Origin of the sequence: Streptomyces sp. NPDC013187 (assembly GCF_042899705.1) — a bacterium.
In the GTDB taxonomy this organism is placed as follows: Bacteria; Actinomycetota; Actinomycetes; order Streptomycetales; family Streptomycetaceae; genus Streptomyces; species Streptomyces hawaiiensis_A.
On sequence record NZ_JBIBAF010000002.1, the window covers coordinates 418,131 to 440,329 of the forward strand.

Consider the following 22,199-nt stretch of genomic DNA (forward strand, 5'->3'; position numbering starts at 1 on the left):
AACAGGCCCGTCCGCCGTGACGACCTTCGCCGAGGGCTCGCCGCCCCGGCCTTCCGTTTCGGCCGGACGAGCCGGTGCGACCGGTGGTCCGACTGGCTCGATTCAACCGGCCCGGGACCCAACCGGGGCGGGTCCGGGTCCAGTTAACAGCCAGATAACTGAACGCATCTCTCCCTGTCCGGTCCCTTGACACCCCCGCCGCTACCGGGGACTCTTCAACACATCACTGGTGGGAGCGCTCCCACGGTACCTGACACATACACAACCCGCACGTTCCCCGCCCGAGCCTTAAGCGCGCAAAACGGTCCGACAGAGCAGTTGGCCGGGGGGTCGACACGTCAGGGCAACAGGAGGACGACATGCGAGCACGCATCCGAACCGCCCGCAAGGCGATGGTCGTCGCGGCCGTCGCGTCGCTGGGCGCCGGGCTGCTGGCCGGCTGTGCCGACGACGGCGGAAACGACGGCTCCTCGTCGGGCGGCAGCGGCGGCAGCGGCGGCAAGACCAAGATCACCCTGGGACTCTTCGGCACCTTCGGGTTCGAGGAGGCCGGCCTCTACAAGGAGTACGAGAAGCTCCACCCGGACATCGACATCCAGCAGACGGTCGTCGAGCGGAACGAGAACTACTACCCGACGCTGGTCAACCACCTGACCACCAACAGCGGCCTCCAGGACATCCAGGGCGTCGAGGTCGGCAACATCGCCGAGATCGTCAAGACGCAGTCCGCGAAGCTGCTGGACCTCTCCAAGTACGGCAAGAAGAGCGACTACCTGGAGTGGAAGTGGCAGCAGGGCACCACCGAGGACGGTCAGACCGTCGGCCTGGGCACGGACGTCGGCCCGATGGCCATCTGCTACCGCAAGGACCTCTTCGAGAAGGCCGGTCTGCCCACCGACCGCGAGGAGGTCGCCAAGCTGTGGGCCGGTGACTGGAAGAAGCTGGTCGAGGTCGGCGAGGACTACAAGAAGAAGGCGCCGAAGGGCACCACCTTCCTGGACTCCCCCGGCGGTCTGCTCCAGGCGATCCTCAGCAGTGAGAAGGACCGCTTCTACGACTCCTCCGGCAAGGTCATCTACAAGTCGAACCCGGCCGTGAAGGCCGCCTTCGACCTCACCGCCAAGGCGGCCGAGGACGGACTGATCGGCAACCAGACACAGTTCCAGCCCGCCTGGGACACCACGATCGCCAACAGCAAGTTCGCCGCGATGTCCTGCCCGCCGTGGATGCTCGGCTACATCAAGGGCAAGTCGAAGCCGGAGGCCAAGGGCAAGTGGGACGTGGCCGCGTCGCCGAAGTCCGGTAACTGGGGCGGTTCCTTCCTGGCGGTTCCCAAGTCCGGCAAGAACGCCGAGGAGGCCGCGAAGCTCGCCGCCTGGCTGACCGCGCCCGAGCAGCAGGCCAAGCTGTTCGCCGTGCAGGGAAGCTTCCCGAGCACCCCGGCCGCCTACGAGTCGGAAGCCGTGAAGAACGCCAAGAACGACATGACCGGTGACGCGCCGATCGGCACCATCTTCGCCGCGGCGGCCAAGAGCAGCCCGGTGCAGACCATCGGTCCGAAGGACCAGATCATCCAGCAGGGCCTGACGGACAACGGCGTCATCCTCGTCACCCAGGGCAAGTCGCCCAAGGAGGCGTGGGACACGGCCGTCAAGACCATCGACAACAACCTGGACCAGTGACCGGAATGGCGACCAGGCACGACACCGCCGCGCCCCCCGTGAAGGAGGGGGGCGCGGCCCCGGGCCGCCCGCCGGCCGACGTCGAGGCGGCGAACAAGAAGCGCGCCCGGCTCTCCCGCCGCTGGCAGCGCGACATGCGGTGGAGCCCGTACGCGTTCGTCTCGCCGTTCTTCCTGCTCTTCCTCGCGTTCGGCTTGTTCCCGCTGCTGTACACCGGCTGGGCCTCGCTGCACCAGGTGGAGCTGACGGCGCCCACGGACATGTCCTGGGTGGGCCTGCGCAACTACACCCGTATCTTCGACGACGACTTCTTCTGGAACGCGGCGAAGAACACCCTGACCATCGGCATCATCTCCACGGTTCCGCAGCTGCTGATGGCCATGGGCCTGGCGCACATCCTCAACTACAAGCTGCGCGGCTCCACCTTCTACCGCGTGGTGATGCTCGCCCCCTACGCCACCTCGATCGCCGCCGCCTCGCTGGTCTTCGTGCTGCTCTTCGGCCGCGACTACGGCATGATCAACTGGGTGCTGAACGCCGTGGGCTTCGACCACGTCGACTGGCAGAACGACAAGTGGCCGTCCCAGATCGCCGTGTCCAGCATCATCATCTGGCGCTGGACGGGCTACAACGCGCTGATCTACCTGGCCGCGATGCAGGCGATCCCGCAGGACCTGTACGAGTCGGCGGCACTGGACGGAGCCAGCCGCTGGCGGCAGTTCCTCCACGTCACGCTGCCCTCGCTGCGTCCGACGATCCTGTTCACGGTCGTGGTGTCGACCATCGGCGCCTCACAGGTGTTCGGTGAACCGCTGCTGTTCGACGCGAACAAGGGCGCCTCCGGCGGATCCCAGCACCAGTTCCAGACACTCGGCCTCTACCTGTACGAGCAGGGCTGGATCAACCAGCACCTGGGCCGCGCCTCCGCCATCGCCTGGACGATGTTCCTGATCCTCATCGTGATCGGGGTCGTCAACTACGTCATCTCGCGCCGGCTGCGCGCCAGTAGCTAAGGAGAACCGGCCGTGACGACGACCCTGACGAAACCCCCGGCCGACGCGGTCCCCGAGCCGCCGAAGCGGTCACGTGGCATGAAGGCGGCACGCGCGGGCGGGCAGTTGCACGCCGGCCCGGTGGCCTACGTCATCCTCGCCCTGTTCACCGTGATCTCGCTGTTCCCGCTGGTGTGGACGGCGATCGCCGCCTCGCGCGACAACCAGCGTCTGGCGCAGACTCCGCCGCCGTTCTGGTTCGGCTCCGGCCTCTTCGACAAACTCGAAGTGGCCTGGACGGACGCCAATCTGGGCGAGGCGTTCCTCAACACCACGCTGGTGGCCGGCATCTCGTCGCTCACCATCGTGTTCCTGTCGACGATCGCCGGATTCGCCTTCGCCAAGCTGCGCTTCAAGGGCCGCGGCGCGGCGATGCTGATCGTGATCGGCACGATGATGGTGCCGCCGCAGCTCAGCATCATCCCGCTGTACATGATGGTCGCCAAGCTCGACTGGACGGACCAACTCCAGGCCGTGATCTTCCCGTCCCTGGTGAGTGCGTTCGGCGTGTTCTTCATGCGGCAGTACCTGATCCAGGCGCTGCCGGACGAGATCATCGAAGCCGCCCGCGTCGACGGGGCGAGCAGCTGGCGTGTGGTCTGGCATGTGGTGTTCCCCACCGCGCGGCCCGCGATGGCCGTGCTGGGAATGCTGATGTTCGTGCAGACCTGGAACGACTTCCTCTGGCCGTTCCTGGTGCTGACGCAGACCGGCAACCCGACCGTGCAGGTCGCCGTCGCGGGTCTGGGCCGCGGTTACACCCCCGACCAGTCCCTGATCATGGCGGGCGCGCTGCTGGGCACGCTGCCGTTGCTGCTGGTCTTCGCGATCTTCGGCAAGCAGATCGTGGGCGGCATCATGCAGGGCGCCGTCAAGGGCTGAGTCCTGCTTCCCGGGGGCCGAGCCATTGCCGCCTCGGCCCCTTTCCCCCCATCCGCTCGTCGGTCCACACGACCCCTTTTGGGAGCGCTTCCATGCCTGACTCCGAGAACCCGGCCACTCCGGTGACCTTCCCGCCCGCCTTCCTGTGGGGCGCGGCGACGTCCGCGTACCAGATCGAGGGTGCTGTGCGGGAGGACGGCCGGACGCCGTCGATCTGGGACACCTTCAGCCACACGCCGGGCAAGACCGCCGGCGGCGACCACGGTGACATCGCTGTCGACCACTACCACCGCTACCGCGACGACGTGGCGCTGATGGCGGAGCTGGGCCTGGGCGCCTACCGCTTCTCCATGTCGTGGTCGCGGGTGCAGCCGACCGGCCGGGGCCCTGCCGTGCAGAAGGGGCTGGACTTCTACCGGCGGCTGGTGGACGAGCTGCTGGCCAAGGACATCAAGCCGGCCATCACGCTGTACCACTGGGACCTGCCGCAGGATCTGGAGGACGCGGGCGGCTGGCCGGAGCGCGACACGGCGTACCGGTTCGCGGAGTACGCGCAGATCGCCGGCGAGGCCCTGGGTGACCGGGTGGAGCAGTGGATCACGGTCAACGAGCCGTGGTGCAGCGCGTTCCTGGGCTACGCCTCCGGGGTGCACGCCCCGGGCCGTACGGACCCGGCGGCCTCGCTGCGTGCCGCGCACCACCTGAATCTGGCACACGGGCTGGGCGCGTCCGCGCTGCGCTCGGTGATGCCGGCCCGCAACACGGTCGCGGTGAGCCTCAACTCCTCGGTGATCAGGCCGCTGTCGCAGGACCCGGCGGATCTGGACGCGGTCCGCAGGATCGACGATCTGGCCAACGGCGTGTTCCACGGGCCGATGCTGCACGGCGCCTACCCGGAGTCGCTGTACGTGGCGACGGCGGGCCTGACGGACTGGGACTACGTCCTGGACGGCGACCTGGAGCTGATCAACCAGCCGCTGGACGCGCTGGGCCTCAACTACTACACGCCCGCACTGGTCTCGGCGGCGGACGTGTCGGCGAAGGCACCGCGCGCCGACGGTCACGGGGCGAGCGACCACTCGCCGTGGCCGGCCGCCGACGACGTCGCGTTCCACCAGACGCCCGGCGACCGCACGGAGATGGGCTGGACGATCGACCCGACCGGCCTGCACGAGCTGATCATGCGCTACACCCGGGAGGCGCCGGGCCTGCCGCTGTACATCACGGAGAACGGCGCGGCCTACGACGACAAGATCGACTCCGACGGCCGGGTGCACGACCCGGAGCGGGTCGCCTACCTGCACGGCCATCTCTCGGCGGTCCGCCGCGCGATCGCCGACGGCGCGGACGTCCGGGGCTACTACCTGTGGTCCCTGATGGACAACTTCGAGTGGGCGTACGGCTACGGCAAGCGCTTCGGCGCGGTGTACGTGGACTACGCGACGCTGGAACGCACGCCGAAGACGAGTGCCCGGTGGTACGGGCAGGCGGCACGGACGGGAACGCTGCCGGAGGTCGAGGCGGTCTGACCGACGGGGGACGGGGGGCGGGGCGCGGCACGATTAGGGGAGTGCCGCGCCCCGGCCGGGCCTCAGCAGTGGGCGCGCGTCCGCGTTCCCCCGCCGGGCGGGGCCGTCAGCCCTTGTTGGCGCCCAGGGTGAGGCCGCTGACGAACTGGCGCTGGAGCGCGAAGTAGACGATCAGGGTCGGGATCGCGGTGAGCAGGGCGCCGGCGGCGACCAGGTTGGGGTCGGTGAAGTACTGGCCGGAGAGGTTGTTCAGCGCCGAGGTGATCGGCATGTTCTCGCCGGTGGAGATCAGGACGATGGCCCAGAAGAAGTCGTTGTAGATCCAGATGGAGAGCAGGGTGGCCAGGGCGGCCATCGCGGGCTTGCACAGGGGCAGCACGATCTGCCAGTACAGCCGCCAGACGGAGGCGCCGTCGACCAGGGCGGCCTCGGTGAGTTCGTGCGGCAGGGAGCGCATGTAGTTGCTCAGCACGAACGCGCAGAAGCCGGACTGGAACGCCACGTGGATCAGCACCAGGCCGAGTGCGGAGTCGTAGAGCTTGCCGCTCATGGTGATGCCGGGCAGGTCGATCAGCAGGTACAGGCGGTACAGCGGGGTGATGATGACCTGCTGGGGCAGCAGGTTGCCGGCCGTGAACACCAGCAGCAGGAACAGGTTGAGCCGGAAGTCGAAGCGGCTGACGTAGAAGGCGACCATCGACGACAGCAGCAGCGTCAGCAGCACGGCCGGGACCGCGATCAGCAGCGTGTTGCCGAAGTAGTGCAGCATGTCCGACTGCTGGAAGGCGTTGGTGAAGTTGTCGAACGTGAGCTTGTCGGGCCAGGAGACATAGCCCTTGTTGCTGGTCTCCGCGTACGGGCGCATCGCCGCGAGCAGGGCCCACAGCAGGGGCGCGAGCCAGGCCAGCGCCGTGACGACGAGGAAGGTGTGCAGCAGGACCCGGGCGGGGCGGATCGGGGTGCGCTGCTTGACCGGTGCGCTCAGGGTGGTCATGCGCGCCGCTCCTTCCGGAAGGTGGCGATCAGGTAGGGGATGATCACCGCGAGCGAGATGACCAGCAGGACGACGGCGATCGCGGAGCCGTATCCGATGCGGCTGGACTCGCCGATGATGTTGTTGGTCACCAGGATCGACAGCAGTTCGGTGCCCTGGGCGCCCTTGTTGAAGACGAAGACCAGGTCGAAGGCGCGCAGCGCCTCGATGATCGTGACGACCAGCACGACGGTGTTGGTCGGGCGAAGGGTCGGGAAGACGACGTTCTTGAACGTCTGCCACTCGTTCGCCCCGTCCAGGGCGGAGGCCTCGCGCAGGGCCGGGTCGACGCTCTTCAGGCCGGCCAGGTAGAGGATCATCATGTAGCCGGCGTGCCGCCAGGACGCGGCGATGAGTACGGCCCACAGGTTGAGGTCCGGGTCGCCGATCCAGTCGATGTAGTGGCCGGGCTTGTTGGCTCCGATGATGCTGTTGATCAGGCCGGTGTCGGGGTTGTAGATCAGCTGCCAGACGAAGCCGATGACCGCCAGCGACATCACCACCGGCAGGAAGAACGCGGTCTGGTAGACGCGGCTGAAGCGGATCTTCTTGTCCAGCTGCACGGCCAGGAACAGCCCGAAGGGCGTGGGCAGCAGGATGAGCACCACGAACCAGATGATGTTGTGCTCGACGGCGGGCCAGAACTGCGGGTTGCTGGTGAACAGCTCCTTGAAGTTCTGCAGTCCGACCCACTTGATGGAGTCGAAGCCGATGCCGTCCCAGGTGGTGAAGGCCAGCGCGATCGAGGCGAGAGCCGTGAGCCAGACGAGCAGGACGTGCAGGATCGTCGGCACCCCGGCCATCAGGCCGAGCGTGAGGCGGTCGCGGCGGGTGAGCAGACGCCGGTGTCCATGGGGCGTCTTGGCGGGCGGGGACGTGGGGGCGGGCCCCGAAGCCGGCGGGGCGGCCGGCTCCGGAGCCTTCGCGGGGGTGGCAGTCATGTCTTGATCCGAGTCGTCGAGTCTCCGTTCGGTCAGGAGGAGGCGAAGATCGTCTTCTTCTGGCGTTCGATCGACGAGAGGATGCTGTCGACGTTCTTCGGGTTGCGGATGAAGTTCTGCAGCGCGGGCTGCATCACCGTGGACGTGAAGTCCGGGCGGGAGTCGCGGTCCATGAACTGGGTGAGGCTCTTCGCGCCGGAGATCATCTCGAAGCTCTTCTTCTGCAGCGCGGTGTAGCTGGAGGTGTCGGCCTTGGTGGAGGCGGCCACCACGCTGGAGTCGGCCTTGAGGTAGATCTGCTCGGCCTCGGGCGTGCCCAGGTACTCCAGGAGCTTGATCGCGCCGTCGCGGTTCTTCGGGGCCTTGGAGAGCATGAAGCCGTCGGTGGGTGCCTCGACGGTGTCCTGCCCGAACTGCGGGTCGATCTCCGGGAAGGCGAAGAAGTCAAGGTCGTCGAGGTCGGCCTTGTTGGTGAACTGCTGGCCGACGAACGTGCCCAGCAGGTACATGCCGGCCTTCTTGGCCACCAGCGTCTGGGCCGCGTCCTGCCAGGTGCGGCCCACCGCGCCCTCCTGGTGGTACGGCAGGAGCTCCGTCCAGTGGTCGAAGACCTTGCGCACCTTGGCGTCGGTCCAGGAGGCCTTGCCGGCCATCAGCTCGACGTGGAAGTCGTAGCCGTTGGTGCGGAAGTTGATCTGGTCGAAGGTGCCCATCGCGGGCCAGGCGTCCTTGTCGCCGAAGGCGATCGGGACGAGGCCGTCCTTCTTCATCCGCTTGCACAGGGCGACGAAGTCGTCCCAGGTGGTGGGCACCTTGTAGCCGTGCTGCGCGAAGACGCTCTTGCGGTAGAAGACCGCCCACGGGTACGTGTACAGCGGCACGAAGTAGTACTTGCCGTCCTCGCCCTTGCTGAGCTTCTGCATCGCCTCGGGGAAGTTGCCGCCGATCTTCTGCCACACGTCGTCGATCGGGGAGGCCAGCTTCTTCGACGCGAAGAACTGCATGCGGTAGCCGGCGAACCAGGTGAACACGTCGTCGGGCGTGCCCTGCAGGTAGGAGTTGATCTGCTCCTGGAACGTGTTGTGGTCCTTGGTGTTCACGTCGACCTTGATGCCGGACTTCTTGGTGAAGGCGGCGTAGATCTCTGCGAACGCCTTCTTCGGCACGGCGTCGGACGAGTTGGAGCCGAGACTGACCGTCTTCGGGTCGGCGGACGAGCCGCTGCCGCCGCAGGCGCTCAGCAGGGGTATTCCGGCGCCGAGCAGGGCCGCGCCGCCCACTCCGCGCAGCAGGGTGCGGCGGCTGGGCGCGGGGAGGGAGAGACCGGAGGGAGAGAGGTCGTGCATGAACTGCTCCTGAAGGCAGGGTCCGGCCATGAGGGTGTGGCGTGAAATCCAGTCGCAATCGACCAGAAACCAACTTGACCGAACACGGTGGCGCAATGACAGCCGTATGTCCGGCCATGCGTCAAGAGCTGTTGCCTCCATTTGTCGAAACGTGACCGTCCCGTGAAGACGCGAGGTCGGGAGCGCTCAGCGGGACCGAGAGCGGTTGTACACGGCAGTGAACCTGCCGGGGCGGCGCCGCCGCATCTGCCGGTGCCCGCTGCCGGCCGGGGCGCGGCCGTCCAGCTGGATCCAGATCCGCACCTCGGTCCCGCCGAGCACCGAGGAGCCGATCCGTACGTCCCCGCCGGTGGACTCCGCGAGTCGGCGCACGATGTCCAGGCCCAGCCCCGTCGAGCCGTCGCTCCCGGAGCCGCGGCCCCGCGCCATCGCCGTCTCGGGGTCGGGTATGCCCGGGCCGGCGTCGGAGACGAGGACGATCACCGCGTCCTCGCCGTTGTGCACGTCGACCGCGAAGGCGGTGCCCTCCGCGGTGTGCCGGAAGACGTTCCCGAGCAGCGCGTCGAGCGCGGCGGCCAGGTCGGCGCGGGCCACGGGTATGCGCACCGGCCGGTCGGCCCCGGCCACCCGCCACTTACGGCCCTCGTCCTCCGCGAGCGCCGACCAGAAGGCCATCCGCTCCCGGACCACCTCGGCCGCGTCGCATCCCGCGCCCGGACCGGCCGCGGCCGTCTGCGGCTTGGCCTCCCGGGCCGTACGGATGATGGTGTCGACCTCGCGCTCCAGCTGCTCGACCGCGGTCCGGGTCTGGTCGGCGGCCGGTCCCTCGCCGAGCGAGGCGGTGTTGAGCCGCAGCACGGTCAGGGGTGTGCGCAGCCGGTGGGACAGGTCGGCCGCCAGCTCCCGCTCGTTCGCCAGGAGCTGGACGACCTGGTCGGCCATCGAGTTGAACGCGACCGCCGCGAGCCGCAGCTCGCTCGGGCCCTCCTCGGGCACGCGTGCGCCGAGCCGCCCCTCTCCCAGGTCGTGCGCCCCCTCGACCAGGCGCTGCGCGGGCCGGACCATGCGGACGCCCAGCCGGTCGGCCACCGCGACCGAGCCGAGGATCAGCGCCACCCCGACCGCGGCGAGCACGGCCCAGGCCGTGCCCACGCCGTTGGTGACGTCGGGCTCCGGCACGTACACCTCGACGACCGCGATCTTGCCGGTGCTGAGCGCGACCGGCTGGAGCAGCGTCGAGCCGCCCGGGACGCCGGTGGTGGAGGCGCGGCCCAGCTTGCGCACGGCCGTGATGTCCTCGTCGGCGGCGCGCCGCCGCCCCAGTTCGAGGGCCTCCTGGCCGTCGCCCGCGGGGAGGTGCACGGCCATTCCGGCGTCGGAACCGGCGGCGGCGACGACCCGTTCGAGCTGGTCGCGGTCGGTGGTGATGGACAGGGCCGGGGCCACGGCGGCGGCCTCCCGCTCGGCATTGGAGAAGGCGCGGTCGCGGGCCATCTCGCGGATGACGAGTCCGAGCGGCACCGCGAAGGCGACCACGACCATGGTGGTCACCGCCAGCGACACCTTGACCAGGGCCCACCTCATCGCGGCGCCCCCGGTGGTTCGAGCTTCACGCCGACGCCCCGAAGGGTGTGCAGGTAGCGCGGGTTGGCCGCCGTCTCGCCCAACTTCCTGCGCAGCCACGACAGATGGACGTCGATGGTCTGGTCGTCGCCGTAGGACTGCTGCCACACCTCGGCGAGCAGTTCCCTGCGGGGGACGACGACGCCGGGCCGGCGGGCCAGGAAGGCGAGCAGGTCGAACTCGCGGCGGGTGAGGTCGAGTCGCGCGCCGTCCAGCTCGGCCTGGCGGCGCAGCGGGTCGACGGTCAGCCCGCCGACCCGGATCGCGGGGGACGGCTCCCCTTCCGCGGCGCCGGAGCGGGCCCGGCGCAGTACGGCCGCCATGCGGGCCGAGAGGTGCTCCACCGAGAAGGGCTTGGTCAGGTAGTCGTCCGCCCCGGCGTTGAGCAGCCGGACGATCTCCGTCTCGTCGTCCCGGGCGGTGGCGACGATCACCGGCACGTCCGTGATCCCGCGCAGCATCTTCAGGGCCTCGGACCCGTCGAGATCGGGCAGTCCGAGGTCAAGGATCACCACGTCGAAGCGGACGTGGGCGACCTCGCGCAGCGCCTCCAGCGCCGTCCCGACGCTGCGCACGGTGTGCGAGGCGTCGGTCAGGTGGCGGATCAGCGCCGAGCGTACGAACTGGTCGTCCTCGACCACGAGCACACTTGCCATGCGCCGCACCGTACGCCATCTCGAACAGCCGGGTGCGGGGCTGTGGACAACTCCCCGGCTGGGGACAACCGACCCCCGCAGCACGCCGTTTGCGGGCCACGCGTGGGGCGTGTGAGGCAGTATGGCCCGCGATGCGCAGAGGACTCGTACACGTACTGGCCTGGCTGCTCGCCACGGGCGCGGCGGTCACGCTGTCGTGGTGGGGTGTCCACACGGTGATGGCGGGCACGGCCTACGACCCGCCGCGCGCCCTGCCCATCAAGGCCGCCGACGCATCGCCCACGCGGGAGCCGAAGGCATCGCCCACGCGGGAGCCGAAGGCGTCGGCCACGCCGCCGGGACGGACGCCCGCGCCGAAGCGGCGACAGCCGAGCACGCCTCCGGCGGCCGGCAGCCCCAGCCCCTCCCCCACGCCGTCGGCCGACACCACCGCCCCCGCCGCTTCCGGCCGGGTCAGAAGCTACGACACCGACGGCGGCCGGGCGGTCTTCGACCTCGGGAAGACGTCCGCCTCGCTGGTCTCGGCGACGCCCGGGGCGGGCTGGTCGATGCAGGTGTGGAAGACGGAGTCGTGGATCCGCGTGGAGTTCTCCTCGGGCGCGGACCGGGTGTCGGTGTTCTGCACCTGGCACGACGGGCCGCCGCGGGTGGAGATCGGGACCTACTGAGTGCCGTGGGGGGGCCGTCGGCACCCGTCGAGCGTCGTGGCCGGTCAGCGCGTCTGCTGAGCGCCGTAGCCGGTCAGCGCGTCTGCTGAGCGCCGCAGCCGGTCATCTGAACACCGATGCGGGTGGCGCCGGTGACGCCACCGCCGCGAGGTCCGTGACGGGCGCGGCCCCGCCGGTGAAGTCGGTGAGGGTCCTGCCGTGTTCGACCCGGGCGGGGTGCGGGTCGGAGGCGGCCAGGCGGGTCAGCTCGGCGACGGGCAGCGGGTGGTCGGAGGCGACCAGGACGGCGTTTCCGAAGCGCTTGCCGCGCAGCACCGCCGGATCCGCGACCAGCGCGAGCTGCTCGAAGCGGGCGGCGGCGGTGGCGATCTGGCCGCGCAGATGGGCGAGCGGCGGTCCGTCCGCGAGGTTGGCGGCGTAGACACCGCCGGGCCTGAGCGCCCTGCGCACGTCGTCGAGGAACTCGGTCGAGGTCAGGTGGGCCGGTGTCCGGGCCCCGCTGAACACGTCGGTGATGACGAGGTCGGCCCAGCCGTCCGGCACTTTGGCGAGGCCCTCGCGGGCGTCGGTGGAGCGCACCCGTATGCGCGCGTTCGGATCCAAGGGCAGTTCGCGGCGGACCAGTTGGACGAGGGGGCCGTCCCGTTCGACGACCTGCTGGGTGGAACGGGGCCGGGTGGCGGCGACGTAGCGGGCGAGGGTGAGGGCGCCGCCGCCGAGGTGCACGGCGTGCAGGGGCCGTCCGGGCGGGGCGACGAGGTCGATCACATGGCCGAGGCGGCGCTGGTACTCGAAGGACAGGTAGGCCGGGTCGTCCAGGTCGACGTGCGACTGCGGGGCCCCGTCGATCACCAGGGTCCAGGCCCGGGCCCGCTCGCGGTCGGGGATGAGCTCGGCGAGCCCGCCATCCACGCTCTGGACGACGGCCTCCGCACCGGCCTGCCTGCGCCGGCCGCCCTTGGACTTTCCCATGGGGTCATTATCGGGGTGGGCCGTTGAGCGGGGAGTACGCTCCGGCGGGGGCTGAGCCAGGGCGTTCCAGCGGGGCTGAGCGAGGACGGTCCGGCGGGGTTACCGAGCGGGGCGTACGCTCCGGTCGCCGGGGGCGAGGGGGCATCAGCGGCAGCTGTCCGCCGCCCTGATCATCCGGGCGGCCTCCCCCAGGGCTTCGCGCAGCACCGCGGGGTCGGTCGCGAGGTCCGCCTCGCCGGGCGGCAGCAGCCAGTCCGAGCCGTCGACGGGAGGCTCGGGCGCCAGGTCCGGTCCACGTCCGTCGGTCCTGGTGCAGGTGCTCCCCGGCACGTCCCACGCGGCGGCCGTCCCCGGCGGCACGAGGAAGCCCAGGGTGTCGCCGCCGTCGTCGTGCAGGACGGGGCCCACCGCGTCCGCCGGCCCCCGGCGCAGGATGTCGACCGCCTCCAGCCCCTGCCGGGCCGGCACCGTCACCACATCACAGCCGGCCGCCGGTGCGCCCGGCGGCGTACGAGGATCGCTGATCCGGCTGGTCTCCATCCGGCCTCCACCACGAAAACCCCTGCTTGGACGAGCGGTCGGGAGTCGGGGGCCTCCCGGTCCGCGAGGTTCAACGCGGCGAGGCGTCAACGGCTACGGCGGAAGTCAGCCGCAAAGGATGGCACTTCATGGCAGATCACGGATGAGATATCCGGTTTGTAGCCAAACCCAGCGTGGCGACTCCATCACAGCAGGTACGTTCTTGCTCGCCGGACACGGGGCGGATCATGCGGACAACCCACCACAAGTCACCCGCGTCCGGCATGGTTCGACGGTTCGCACGGGAGGACCCGGCCATGGCGTCGTCAACGGTGACCTCGTCTCAACCCAACCGGCCGCCACGGCCGAATCTCGCCTTCCGGCGGCTGCGCGGACAGCGCTCGCCGGCCGAGTTCGCCGCGGCGATCCGCCGGGCCGGGCTCGAGATCGGCGAGCAGGTCAGCTGTGACGCGCGATACATCGGCCGGGTCGAAGCGGGCGAGATCCGCTGCCCCAACTACGCGTACGAACGGGTGTTCCTGCACATGTTCCCAGGCCGCACACTCACGGACCTCGGGTTCGCGCCCCGCTCGTCGGTACGCGGGCGCCGGGCGCGCGACACCGAGGACGCGCCCCTGCCGCGCACCGCGAACCGGGCGAACGCCACGAGTGAGACCGACAGGGCGTGCGAGCCGTATGAAACGCGGAACCCGTACGACCCGCACCACCCGCACGACACCTACGAGGAGAGCGACGTGCTACGTCGCGCGTTCATGACCGGCGGAGGCGCCACGGTGGCCGCCGCCTCACTGGGGCCCGTGGGCCTCGCCCGCGGCGCCGCGGCGGCACAGCGCCCCGTGCGCCGCGCCGGGGCGAGCGACGCGGGTGCCCTGGAAGAAGCCGTCCGCCGTATCCGGCTGCTCGACGACCGGCACGGGGCCGACGGCCTCTACCGCCGCGCCGCCGCCCCGCTGCGTGCCGCATACGCCCTGCTGGACGCCGGCGCGACCCGGCAGACCACGGCTGACCGGCTCTACTCGGGCGCCGGTGAACTGGCCATCTCTGTGGGCTGGCTGGCCCACGACTCGGGGCGCTTCGACGACGCCCGCTCGCACTACGCGGAGGCCCTGGCGACCGCCCGGATGACCGGGGATCCCGGACTGGAGGCGCACGCCTTCTGCAACACGGCGTTCCTCGCGCGCGACGCGGGCCGGCCACGCGAGGCGGTCCGGGCGGCCCAGGCCGCGCAGCGCGTCGCCCGGCCCGTGGGTTCGGCCCGGCTGATGTCGCTGCTCGCGCTGCGCGAGGCGGGCGGCTGGGCCGGACTCGCCGACCGCGTCGGGTGCGAGCAGGCACTGGTCCGGGCGCAGGCCTTCTTCGAACGGGGCCCCTCGGACGCCGACCCCGAGTGAATGAGCTTCTACGGGGAGGCCGAACTGGAGGGCCTGGAGGCGCAGTGCTGGTCCACGCTGGGCGACTGGCCCCGGGCGGCCCGGCACGCGCGCAGGGCGGCCGAGCTGCAGGATCCCCACTTCACCCGGAACATCGCCCTGTACACGGCGGAGCTGGCCGACGACCTCGCGCGCGGTGGCCGTCCGGACGAGGCGGCGGTGGCGGGGATGCGGGTGCTGGATCTGCTGGAGGAGGTCCAGTCGTCCCGGGTCCAGACCATGCTGGCGGCGACGGCCCGGGTACTTCGGCCGCATCGCCGGGCCACCGGGGTGACGGCGTTCCTGGAACGGCATGCCTCGGCGCCACGCATGGCCTGAGAGCCGGTCGCGCATGGCAGGGGAGCCGACCGGGCGAGGTCTGGGAACCGGCCGCGCATGTCTTGGGCCCGGCCGCGCGAGGCCTGAGTCCGGCGGTCGCGCGTGGCCTTGGTGCCGACGGCCGCGCGAGGCCTGAGTCCGGCGGTCGCGCGTGGCCTTGGTGCCGACGGCCGCGCGAGGCCTGAGAACTACGCGAGGTGTCCCACGTCGTTCCAGCTCTCGATCGCCGGCTCCCCGTAGGCCCAGCCCAGCACCGACAGCGACGTCGGGTTCAGCCGTATCCGGGCCGCGAAGTCGATCGGGAGGCCGAGCCAACGCGCCCCGATGGAGCGCAGGATGTGCCCGTGGGCGAAGACCAGGACGTCGCGGTCCTCGGAGCGGGCCCAGGAGACCACCTCGTCGGCCCGGGCCGTGACCTCGGTGAGCGACTCCCCGCCCGGCACGCCGTCGCGCCAGATCAGCCATCCGGGCCGGACGGCCTGGATGTCCGCGGGGGTCATGCCCTCGTACGTCCCGTAGTCCCACTCCAGCAATGTGTCCCAGGTACGCGCGCGGTCACCGAAGCCGGCCAGCTCGCAGGTCTCACGCGCGCGTGCCAGCGGGCTGGTGCGTACCTCGACACCGTCCAGGCCCTCGTACGGCGCCCGGTGCAGGCGCTCGCCGAGCAGCTTGGCGCCGCGGCGGCCCTCCTCCAGAAGCGGCACGTCGGTCCTGCCCGTGTGCTTGCCGGACAGGGACCACTCGGTCTGTCCGTGGCGGGCCAGCAGGATGCGCGCGGCCATGAGGCACCTTTCCGGAAGAACAACGCAAGGGGAACTCCTCCATCATCGCGCACGTCCTCCGGGGGCAACCCGGGGGGCGATCTCTGCGTCTTCGAAGGCCGGAGGCGCACCCCGGGTCGTGCGCCCACGCCGTACAGTGGCACGGCCGAACGGGTTACGCGTGATGACGAAGGGGGAGGACGATCGGATGCCGCACACCGAGACACCGGGCACCGAGGCGGCCCCCGCGCCCAGGCTGCGCTGGTGGACCGAGCTGCCGCTGATCCTTCTGGTGTACGCGTGCTACTCGGCCGGCCGGCTCCTCGCCCGCGGCGACGTCTCCGGCGCCGTCGACAACGGTCTGACGATCCTGCGGTTCGAGAAGGGGCTGTACCTCAACTTCGAGCACCCGCTCAACCGTCTCTTCACGCGCGAGGCGTGGATCGGGATACCCGCCGACTTCTGGTACGCGTCGCTGCACTACCTGGTCACACCGGCCGTCCTGGTGTGGCTCTTCCGCTCCCGGGCCGTGCGCTACCGCGCCGCACGCACCTGGCTGATGACCTCCACCCTCATCGGTCTGATCGGCTTCACGCTGCTGCCGACCTGCCCGCCCCGGCTCCTCGACGCGAGCCACGGCTTCGTGGACACGATGGCCCAGTACAGCTCCTACGGCTGGTGGGGAGGCGCGGCCAGCGCACCACGCGGCATGGGGAACATGACCAACCAGTACGCGGCGATGCCGAGTCTGCACGTGGGCTGGGCCCTGTGGTGCGGAGTGATGCTGTGGCGCTACGGCGGCACGCGCGCGACGAAGGCGGCCGCTGTCGCCTACCCGCTGATCACGACGATCGTGGTCATGGGCACCGCCAACCACTACTTCCTCGACGCGGTCGCGGGCGCGGCCGTCATGGGCGCCGGGCTGCTGCTGGCACCCCTGGTGATGCGCACCTCGGACCGGGTCAAGGCGCGGTTCGTGCGGCCGGTGGCACCGGTCGCGGCGGCCTCTCCGACGGACTCCCCCGCCGCGTCTCCCGCCGGATCCCCCGCTGTCTCTCCCACCGCAGGTTCCTCGATTGTCAGTGGCGGATGCCAGACTTCCGCGGGTGAGCGAATTCCACGGCAGCGCGAGTCGCGGCTCGGAGCGGGAGCCGAGCCGGGTGCCTCCCCCAAGGACGCGGGGGACGGCGCTCCGGCACCGGCTCGCTGAGCTGCGCGGCCCCGACGTACCCGCGAAGGCACTGGACGCGCGCGCTCTGGCGGCGCTGGCCGCCAACCCCGGTTGTGAGCGGCGCGCGATCCTCGACGGCGCCGGGGTGAACAAGGCGGCGCTGGCGAGCGCGCTGGGCTCGCCGTCGGCCTTCGGGCAGTCGCAGTTCGCGCTCACCAGAGGCAACGCGTTCGAGGCGAAGGTCAAGGCCGACGGCGGCGCGGAGCTGCTGCGGCTGGTGCACGAGAAGCTCGACCGGTCCGCCGAGCCGCCCGTGGACGCGCGCGTGCCCGACCTGACGGCGACCGGCCCCCGGGGGCGTACGGCCCGTACGGAGCTGGAGCTGCGGGAGGCCACCGCGCACCCCGGCGCCTGGACGCTGCTCGACCATCCGATGCTCGCGCTGGACGTGGCGGGCTCCCCGGCGTTCCTGGAGCCGGACGCGGTGGTGGTGCACCCGGACGGCAGCTGGACGGTCGTGGAGATCAAGTCCTTTCCGCTGCTGGACGGTTCGGCGGACCCGGCGAAGGTCGGGGCGGCGGCCCGCCAGGCGGCGGTGTACGTGCTGGCGCTGGAGGAGCTCGCCGCACGGCTCGGCACGGAGCCGGAAGGGAGCGCCGCCCGGCTCGGCACGGAGCCGGAAGGGAGCGCCGCGCGCCTCGGCACGGAGCCGGAAGGGAGCGCCGCACGGCTCGGCACGGAGCCGGAGGGAGGCGCCGGTGCCGAGGGGGCGGCCGTGCCCGTGCCGCGGGTGCGGCACCGGGTCCTGCTGGTCTGTCCCCGGGACTTCTCCAATCTGCCGGCCGCCTCCGCCGTCGACATCCGCAAGCAGCGGGCGGTGACGGCCCGCCAGCTGGCCCGGCTGACCCGCATCGAGGACATCGCCGACGCACTGCCCGAGGGCACCTGCTTCTCGCCCGAGCTGCCCGCCGAGGCGCTGACGGCGGCCGTGGAGTCGGTCCCGGCGACGTACGCGCCCGAGTGTCTGTCCGCGTGCGAGCTGGCCTTCCACTGCCGGACCCGCTCCCGCCAGGAGGGCGCGGTGACCTCGCTCGGGCGGCCGGTACGGGCGGAGCTGGGCGGCCTCACCACCGTCGAGGACGTCCTCGCTGCCGCGCGCGGCGAGGCGGGCGATCCCGACGACCCGGCGGTGGCGGCCCTGCGGCGCGCGGCCGCCCTGCGTGCCGAGGCTCTGGAGGCGGCGTGTCGCTGATCTCCACCCTGGCCCGCCTCGAGGCCGTCAGCACGGGCCGTGCCCAGCCCGCCGCCACCGTCCGGCACCGGCATCTCGGCGACCGCCCGCTGGTGTTCGTGCCGCTGACCACCGCCGGTGAGGCCGGTGCCCCGCTCGGCGCGCTGGTCGGCACCGACCGGGACGCGCCGCGTCTGCTGGCCGTCCCGCAGCCCCGGGACCGCGACCTGAGGTTCGCGTTCCTGGCCGAACTGGCCGACGTCGTGCTGCCGTACGTCGACTCATACGCCGACGCCGTGGAGGCCGCCGAGCGCACCGAGACCGACCCGGAGACCGGCAAGCGCGTCAAGGTCGAGGTCGACCTGTGCGCGGACGCGCCCCAGCTGATCGTGCCGAGCCGGGCGGGCATCGACCTGGTGCGGCTGCTCGGGCGCTCGATGCGGTTCCGGCGGACCGCGGAGCAGGACCCGGACGCTCCCTATCCGGCGCCGCCGCGCGTGCCGCTGCTGGGGCGGTGGCTGACGCACTTCGGGGAGCGGGCCCGGGTGCCCGGCTCCTCGCTGCTGCTGGCGATGACCGACGTCCTGGGCCGGCACTGGGTGACCGGCCAGTCCACCCTGGAGGACCAGCATCTGGGGGCGCTGCTCGCCTGGATCGACCCGCCGGAGGGCGGCACCGGCGCGGAGGCCGCGCTGCGGGCCGAGCTGGAGCGGGACGCGCAGGGACAGCTGACCTGCCCGCCGGCCGGTCCGGCCACCGACCCGGCGTTCGACAACAAGCTGCTCGCCCCGGCCATCGAGCGTTACGACCGGGCCCGCACCGCCCTCGCCGCGGCCGAGGACGGTCTGGAGGCCGACGACCGGCTCGGGGCGCTGACCGCCGCCGAGCGGGCGGTCCGCGACCTGGTGCTCAGCCGCACCCGGCCCACCTGGGACGCGGTCTGGCGGGGCCTCGACCTGCTGCGGGAGCTGCCCGAGGGGGCGCGCGTCGAGGAGCGGTGGACCCGGGACCGCTGGTCGTTCACCGGCCACCGCGACCGTGTTCTGGCCGGTGAGCCCCCGCAGCCGCGCCGCGACGACGCGGTCACCGCGGCCAACAAGCTCGCCACGCGCGAGCGTGAACAGGCCCGGCTGGAGGCACAGGAGGCCCTCGACGATCCGCTGGTGATGGCGGGTCGGCGGCTGTCCGGGGAGGCGTTCGCCGGTGAGGTCACCGACGTCGTGATGGCGTACAGCGAGGGCAAGCGGCCGAGCCCCCGCCCCCTGGTCACGGTGCGCACGGACGACCGGCCGTACCTCGGCGAGCGTACGAAGGTGTACCGGTCGCTCGGCGGGAAGCCGCAGTCGGCGGAGTTCGTGGCGGCCGAGGAGGACGGCGCGTATGTCGTCCTGCGGATCCTCGACAAGATGGGCCGCGGCAAGGACCCCGAGCCGGGGTCGGTGCCGGAGAAGGGCGACCGGGTCTGCTTCACGCTCTTCGAGCACGAGCAGCGGGGCGGCGCGAAGCTGCCCGACCCGGAGGAGACGCCGTGGACGCACGGCGGGCCGCCGGGTGAGCCGGCCCTGGAGGCCGCGGATCCGGTGACCGAGGAGGATGTGCTGTGACCACGGTGTTCGACCCGTCGGCCGCCGCTGCGCAGGCCACCGACGCGATCCTGCACGACACGCTGCACGGGACCGCGCGCGGTGTCGTCGTGGACTCCCCGCCGGGCGCGGGCAAGTCCACGCTGGTGGTCCGCGCGGCCCTGGAGCTCGCGGAGGCGGGCCACTCCCTGATGGTGGTCGCGCAGACCAACGCCCAGGTCGACGACCTCGTCCTGCGGCTCGCCGAGAAGAGCCCCGAGCTGCCGGTGGGGCGGTTGCACAGCAGCGACTCCGACCCGTACGACAAGGCGCTCGACGACCTGCCGAACGTACGCACGTCGGCCAAGGCGGCCGACCTCGCCGGGCTGGCGGTGGTGCTCTCGACGGCGGCGAAGTGGGCGCACGTCAAGGTCGACGAGCCGTGGCGGCACGCGATCGTCGACGAGGCGTACCAGATGCGCTCGGACGCGCTGCTCGCCGTGGCCGGGTTGTTCGAGCGGGCGCTGTTCGTGGGCGACCCGGGGCAGCTGGATCCGTTCGCGATCGTGGGCGGCGAGCAGTGGGCGGGCCTGGCGTACGACCCGTCGGCCTCGGCGGTGACGACCCTGCTCGCGCACAACCCGGACCTGCCCCAGCACCGCCTGCCGGTGTCCTGGCGGCTCCCGGCCTCCGCGGCGCCCCTGGTCTCGGACGCGTTCTACCCGTACACGCCGTTCCGCAGCGGCACCGGCCCCGGCGACCGGACCCTGGCCTTCGGTGTGCCGTCGGACGGCTCGGGTCCCGACCGGGTGATCGACGAGGCGGCCGAGTCGGGCTGGGGCCTGCTGGAGCTGCCCGCCCGGCACACGCCGCGCACGGACCCGGAGGCGGTCCGGGCGGTGGCCACGGTCGTTCGGCGCCTGCTGGACCGGGCGGGTGCGGCGACCTCGGAACGCTCTTCCGGTCCCTCGCCCCTCACGGCGGACCGGATCGCCGTCGGCACGGCCCATCGGGACCAGGCGGCCGCGATCCGCGCGGCCCTGGCGGATCTGGGCGTCACCGAGGTGGTCGTGGACACGGCGAACCGGCTGCAGGGCCGCGAGTACGACGTCACGGTGGTCCTCCACCCCCTCTCCGGCCGCCCCGACGCGACGGCCTTCCACCTGGAGACGGGCCGCCTCTGCGTCCTGGCCTCCCGCCACCGCCACGCCTGCATCGTGGTCTGCCGGGCGGGCGTGACCGGCCTCCTGGACGACTACCCGTCGACGGAGCCGGTCCAGCTCGGGACGGTGGTGAAGTTCCCTGACGGGTGGGAGGCGAACCATGCGGTGCTGGCGCACCTGGCGGAACACCGAGTCGGGTGGCGACCGTGATCTGGCCGGAAAGCGCCGCGCCCCCGAGGTTCTGACGAACACCGGGGGGTGTGGCGGCCGTACCACTACCGCGATGCCCACTTGCGCGCCCGCGAGACAATGGACGGTGGCCCACTCCACCGAGAGGGTCAGCGCGACGTACGAGGAGGAGAAGACATGGCGGAGCCCACGCCGCGTCGGAACGAACCGCGGCTACGCCCCGCGCCCCTGCTCTTCGAGCCCGCGGAGGCGGCCTCCGACCCTGAGCACTTCTTCGACCTCGAGTCGATCGACGACCCCCGGGCGCTGCTGTCCCGGGCGACGGAGCTGACGCTGGCGTTCCGCGCCGCGGCGGACCGGGCGGTGGAGTTCCAGGCGATGGCGGCGGCGCAGCTGGCCGATCCGCGCAGGTTCGACCGGCTGACGACGGCGGACATCGCCGAGCGGGCCGAGTGGACCGAGGACTACGCCAAGAAGATGGTCGAGTTCGGGCGGGATCTGATGCGGGGCGGCGTCGAGGGCCGGGGGCCCGGCGGCACCGCCTGACACGCCCCTGCAGCCACCCTTCCCGATCACGTGGCATATGCCAGGCGGGCAAGATACTCCCTCCCACCCCCTCCTGTCCCGATTTCCGGCAACCCTCGGGAGCCGCACGCTCACGGCCGGTAGACATGGTCGCCATGAGCAGCGCATGGAACGCCTCCGATGTCACCCCGGACGGGGCCGCCTGGCTCGCCTCGGCAGGAACGTATCCGCGAAGCACGCTCGCCCTCTGGGAGGAGCGGCCGGACGCGCCGGTCGTGCTGCCCTGCGGCTCGGTCTTCGACGTGGTCAGCGCCCCCGCGATGTTCGGCCGGCGCATGCTCGACCGGCTCTGGGACGACGGCCCCGGCTCGGGGCCGGTCGCGGAGTTCCGGGGCCGGATGCTGCTGTTCGCCGCCCCGGGGACGGCGCAGCGACTCCCCGTACTGCTGGAGTGGGAGGAGTGGGGCACCCGCGACCAGGGCCGGGACACCCGGGAGGCCTGCCGTACGAACGCCGTACCACCACTGCTCTGCCACGGCACCGGCGACGCGGTGACCGTCCCGCCCCCGTCGAAGGGCACCTCCCCCGCCGGCCCGGCACCGTCCGAGAGCACCTCCCCCGCCGGCCCGGCACCGTCCGGCCCGGCGCCCACCGGACCCACCGCCCCCGCCCGGTCCGCAACCCGCTCCGCCACCCGCTGGCTCGTCGCACCCGACACCCGTCAGCCCTGGCTGCCCGGCCCCGAGGTACTGCTCTGGGCGGCCGTCCGAGCGGCCCGCTCGGCGGTGCGGATTTCGATTTTTCCTCCCGCCGACCAGGGTGCTAAGGTCTACGACGTCAGCAGGCGCCGCTAGCTCAGTTGGTTAGAGCAGCTGACTCTTAATCAGCGGGTCCGGGGTTCGAGTCCCTGGCGGCGCACCAGACG

Annotated in this window: 19 protein-coding genes, 1 tRNA gene and 1 pseudogene; 13 read left to right on the forward strand and 8 right to left on the reverse strand. The window is 71.7% G+C overall.

What is annotated here, in order from left to right; genetic code table 11:
• The first annotated feature begins 359 nt into the window (after window positions 1–359).
• The 4 genes from ACFY5B_RS05025 to ACFY5B_RS05040 all read left to right on the forward strand — a co-directional run bounded on the left by ACFY5B_RS05025 (window position 360) and on the right by ACFY5B_RS05040 (window position 5,145).
• Window positions 360–1,682, forward strand: a complete 1,323-nt coding sequence (locus tag ACFY5B_RS05025) for an ABC transporter substrate-binding protein (RefSeq protein WP_389964631.1) — start codon at window positions 360–362, stop codon at window positions 1,680–1,682.
• 5 nt (window positions 1,683–1,687) lie between these two features.
• The gene (locus tag ACFY5B_RS05030) at window positions 1,688–2,695 is read left to right on the forward strand and encodes a carbohydrate ABC transporter permease (RefSeq protein WP_389964634.1); all 1,008 of its coding nucleotides are present in this window, start codon (window positions 1,688–1,690) and stop codon (window positions 2,693–2,695) included.
• 12 nt (window positions 2,696–2,707) lie between these two features.
• Window positions 2,708–3,616, forward strand: a complete 909-nt coding sequence (locus tag ACFY5B_RS05035) for a carbohydrate ABC transporter permease (RefSeq protein WP_389964637.1) — start codon at window positions 2,708–2,710, stop codon at window positions 3,614–3,616.
• 92 nt (window positions 3,617–3,708) lie between these two features.
• Entirely contained in the window at window positions 3,709–5,145 is a 1,437-nt protein-coding gene (locus tag ACFY5B_RS05040; protein ID WP_389964640.1) for a GH1 family beta-glucosidase, read from the forward strand.
• A 106-nt stretch (window positions 5,146–5,251) separates the two neighbouring features.
• Here the strand turns inward: ACFY5B_RS05040 and ACFY5B_RS05045 are convergent, their stop codons facing one another.
• The 5 genes from ACFY5B_RS05045 to ACFY5B_RS05065 form a co-directional block, all read right to left on the reverse strand.
• The gene (locus ACFY5B_RS05045; protein WP_389964643.1) at window positions 5,252–6,139 is read right to left on the reverse strand and encodes a carbohydrate ABC transporter permease; all 888 of its coding nucleotides are present in this window, start codon (window positions 6,137–6,139) and stop codon (window positions 5,252–5,254) included.
• The gene (locus tag ACFY5B_RS05050; RefSeq protein WP_389964646.1) at window positions 6,136–7,119 is read right to left on the reverse strand and encodes a carbohydrate ABC transporter permease; all 984 of its coding nucleotides are present in this window, start codon (window positions 7,117–7,119) and stop codon (window positions 6,136–6,138) included. Before ACFY5B_RS05050 ends, ACFY5B_RS05045 begins: the two co-directional genes overlap by 4 nt.
• Before the next feature lie 32 nt (window positions 7,120–7,151).
• Complete coding sequence (locus ACFY5B_RS05055; RefSeq protein WP_389964649.1) at window positions 7,152–8,465, reverse strand: ABC transporter substrate-binding protein; 1,314 nt, start codon at window positions 8,463–8,465, stop codon at window positions 7,152–7,154.
• A gap of 186 nt (window positions 8,466–8,651) precedes the next feature.
• Window positions 8,652–10,049, reverse strand: a complete 1,398-nt coding sequence (locus ACFY5B_RS05060) for a sensor histidine kinase (protein ID WP_389964652.1) — start codon at window positions 10,047–10,049, stop codon at window positions 8,652–8,654.
• Entirely contained in the window at window positions 10,046–10,744 is a 699-nt protein-coding gene (locus tag ACFY5B_RS05065) for a response regulator transcription factor (protein WP_104779775.1), read from the reverse strand. The genes ACFY5B_RS05060 and ACFY5B_RS05065 overlap by 4 nt, the downstream gene beginning before the upstream one ends.
• Window positions 10,745–10,875: 131 nt before the next feature.
• Between ACFY5B_RS05065 and ACFY5B_RS05070 the strand changes: the two genes are divergently transcribed.
• Entirely contained in the window at window positions 10,876–11,412 is a 537-nt protein-coding gene (locus tag ACFY5B_RS05070; protein ID WP_389964655.1) for a hypothetical protein, read from the forward strand.
• Between the two features lie 102 nt (window positions 11,413–11,514).
• On the opposite strand, the gene ACFY5B_RS05075 is transcribed toward ACFY5B_RS05070, so the two are convergent.
• Window positions 11,515–12,384, reverse strand: a complete 870-nt coding sequence (locus tag ACFY5B_RS05075) for a spermidine synthase (protein ID WP_389964658.1) — start codon at window positions 12,382–12,384, stop codon at window positions 11,515–11,517.
• A gap of 144 nt (window positions 12,385–12,528) precedes the next feature.
• Complete coding sequence (locus tag ACFY5B_RS05080; RefSeq protein WP_389964661.1) at window positions 12,529–12,924, reverse strand: hypothetical protein; 396 nt, start codon at window positions 12,922–12,924, stop codon at window positions 12,529–12,531.
• Between the two features lie 296 nt (window positions 12,925–13,220).
• Here ACFY5B_RS05080 and ACFY5B_RS05085 point away from each other — a divergent pair.
• Window positions 13,221–14,672 (forward strand): annotated as a pseudogene (locus ACFY5B_RS05085) (hypothetical protein).
• 188 nt (window positions 14,673–14,860) lie between these two features.
• Here ACFY5B_RS05085 and ACFY5B_RS05090 read toward each other — a convergent pair.
• Window positions 14,861–15,454: a histidine phosphatase family protein gene (locus tag ACFY5B_RS05090; RefSeq protein ID WP_344453962.1), complete on the reverse strand. Its 594-nt coding sequence runs from the start codon at window positions 15,452–15,454 to the stop codon at window positions 14,861–14,863.
• A 187-nt stretch (window positions 15,455–15,641) separates the two neighbouring features.
• Here ACFY5B_RS05090 and ACFY5B_RS05095 point away from each other — a divergent pair, with 187 nt between their 5' ends.
• The 7 genes from ACFY5B_RS05095 (at window position 15,642) to ACFY5B_RS05125 (ending at window position 22,195) form a co-directional block, all read left to right on the forward strand.
• Window positions 15,642–16,643 (forward strand): phosphatase PAP2 family protein, encoded by a 1,002-nt coding sequence (locus ACFY5B_RS05095; protein ID WP_389964664.1) that lies wholly within the window; start codon window positions 15,642–15,644, stop codon window positions 16,641–16,643.
• On the forward strand, window positions 16,594–17,856 hold the full coding sequence (locus tag ACFY5B_RS05100; protein WP_389964667.1) for a hypothetical protein: 1,263 nt from the start codon (window positions 16,594–16,596) through the stop codon (window positions 17,854–17,856). Before ACFY5B_RS05095 ends, ACFY5B_RS05100 begins: the two co-directional genes overlap by 50 nt.
• Window positions 17,847–19,439, forward strand: coding sequence for a hypothetical protein (locus tag ACFY5B_RS05105; RefSeq protein WP_389964670.1), 1,593 nt, complete (start codon window positions 17,847–17,849; stop codon window positions 19,437–19,439). The genes ACFY5B_RS05100 and ACFY5B_RS05105 overlap by 10 nt, the downstream gene beginning before the upstream one ends.
• Window positions 19,436–20,770 (forward strand): AAA domain-containing protein, encoded by a 1,335-nt coding sequence (locus ACFY5B_RS05110; RefSeq protein ID WP_389964673.1) that lies wholly within the window; start codon window positions 19,436–19,438, stop codon window positions 20,768–20,770. Before ACFY5B_RS05105 ends, ACFY5B_RS05110 begins: the two co-directional genes overlap by 4 nt.
• Before the next feature lie 156 nt (window positions 20,771–20,926).
• Window positions 20,927–21,295 (forward strand): hypothetical protein, encoded by a 369-nt coding sequence (locus ACFY5B_RS05115; RefSeq protein ID WP_389964676.1) that lies wholly within the window; start codon window positions 20,927–20,929, stop codon window positions 21,293–21,295.
• 134 nt (window positions 21,296–21,429) lie between these two features.
• Window positions 21,430–22,128 carry a bifunctional DNA primase/polymerase gene (locus tag ACFY5B_RS05120; protein WP_389964679.1) on the forward strand — a complete coding sequence of 233 codons (699 nt, stop codon included), beginning with the start codon at window positions 21,430–21,432 and terminating at the stop codon, window positions 22,126–22,128.
• A tRNA-Lys gene (locus tag ACFY5B_RS05125) sits at window positions 22,119–22,195 on the forward strand. The genes ACFY5B_RS05120 and ACFY5B_RS05125 overlap by 10 nt, the downstream gene beginning before the upstream one ends.
• Window positions 22,196–22,199 lie beyond the last annotated feature (4 nt).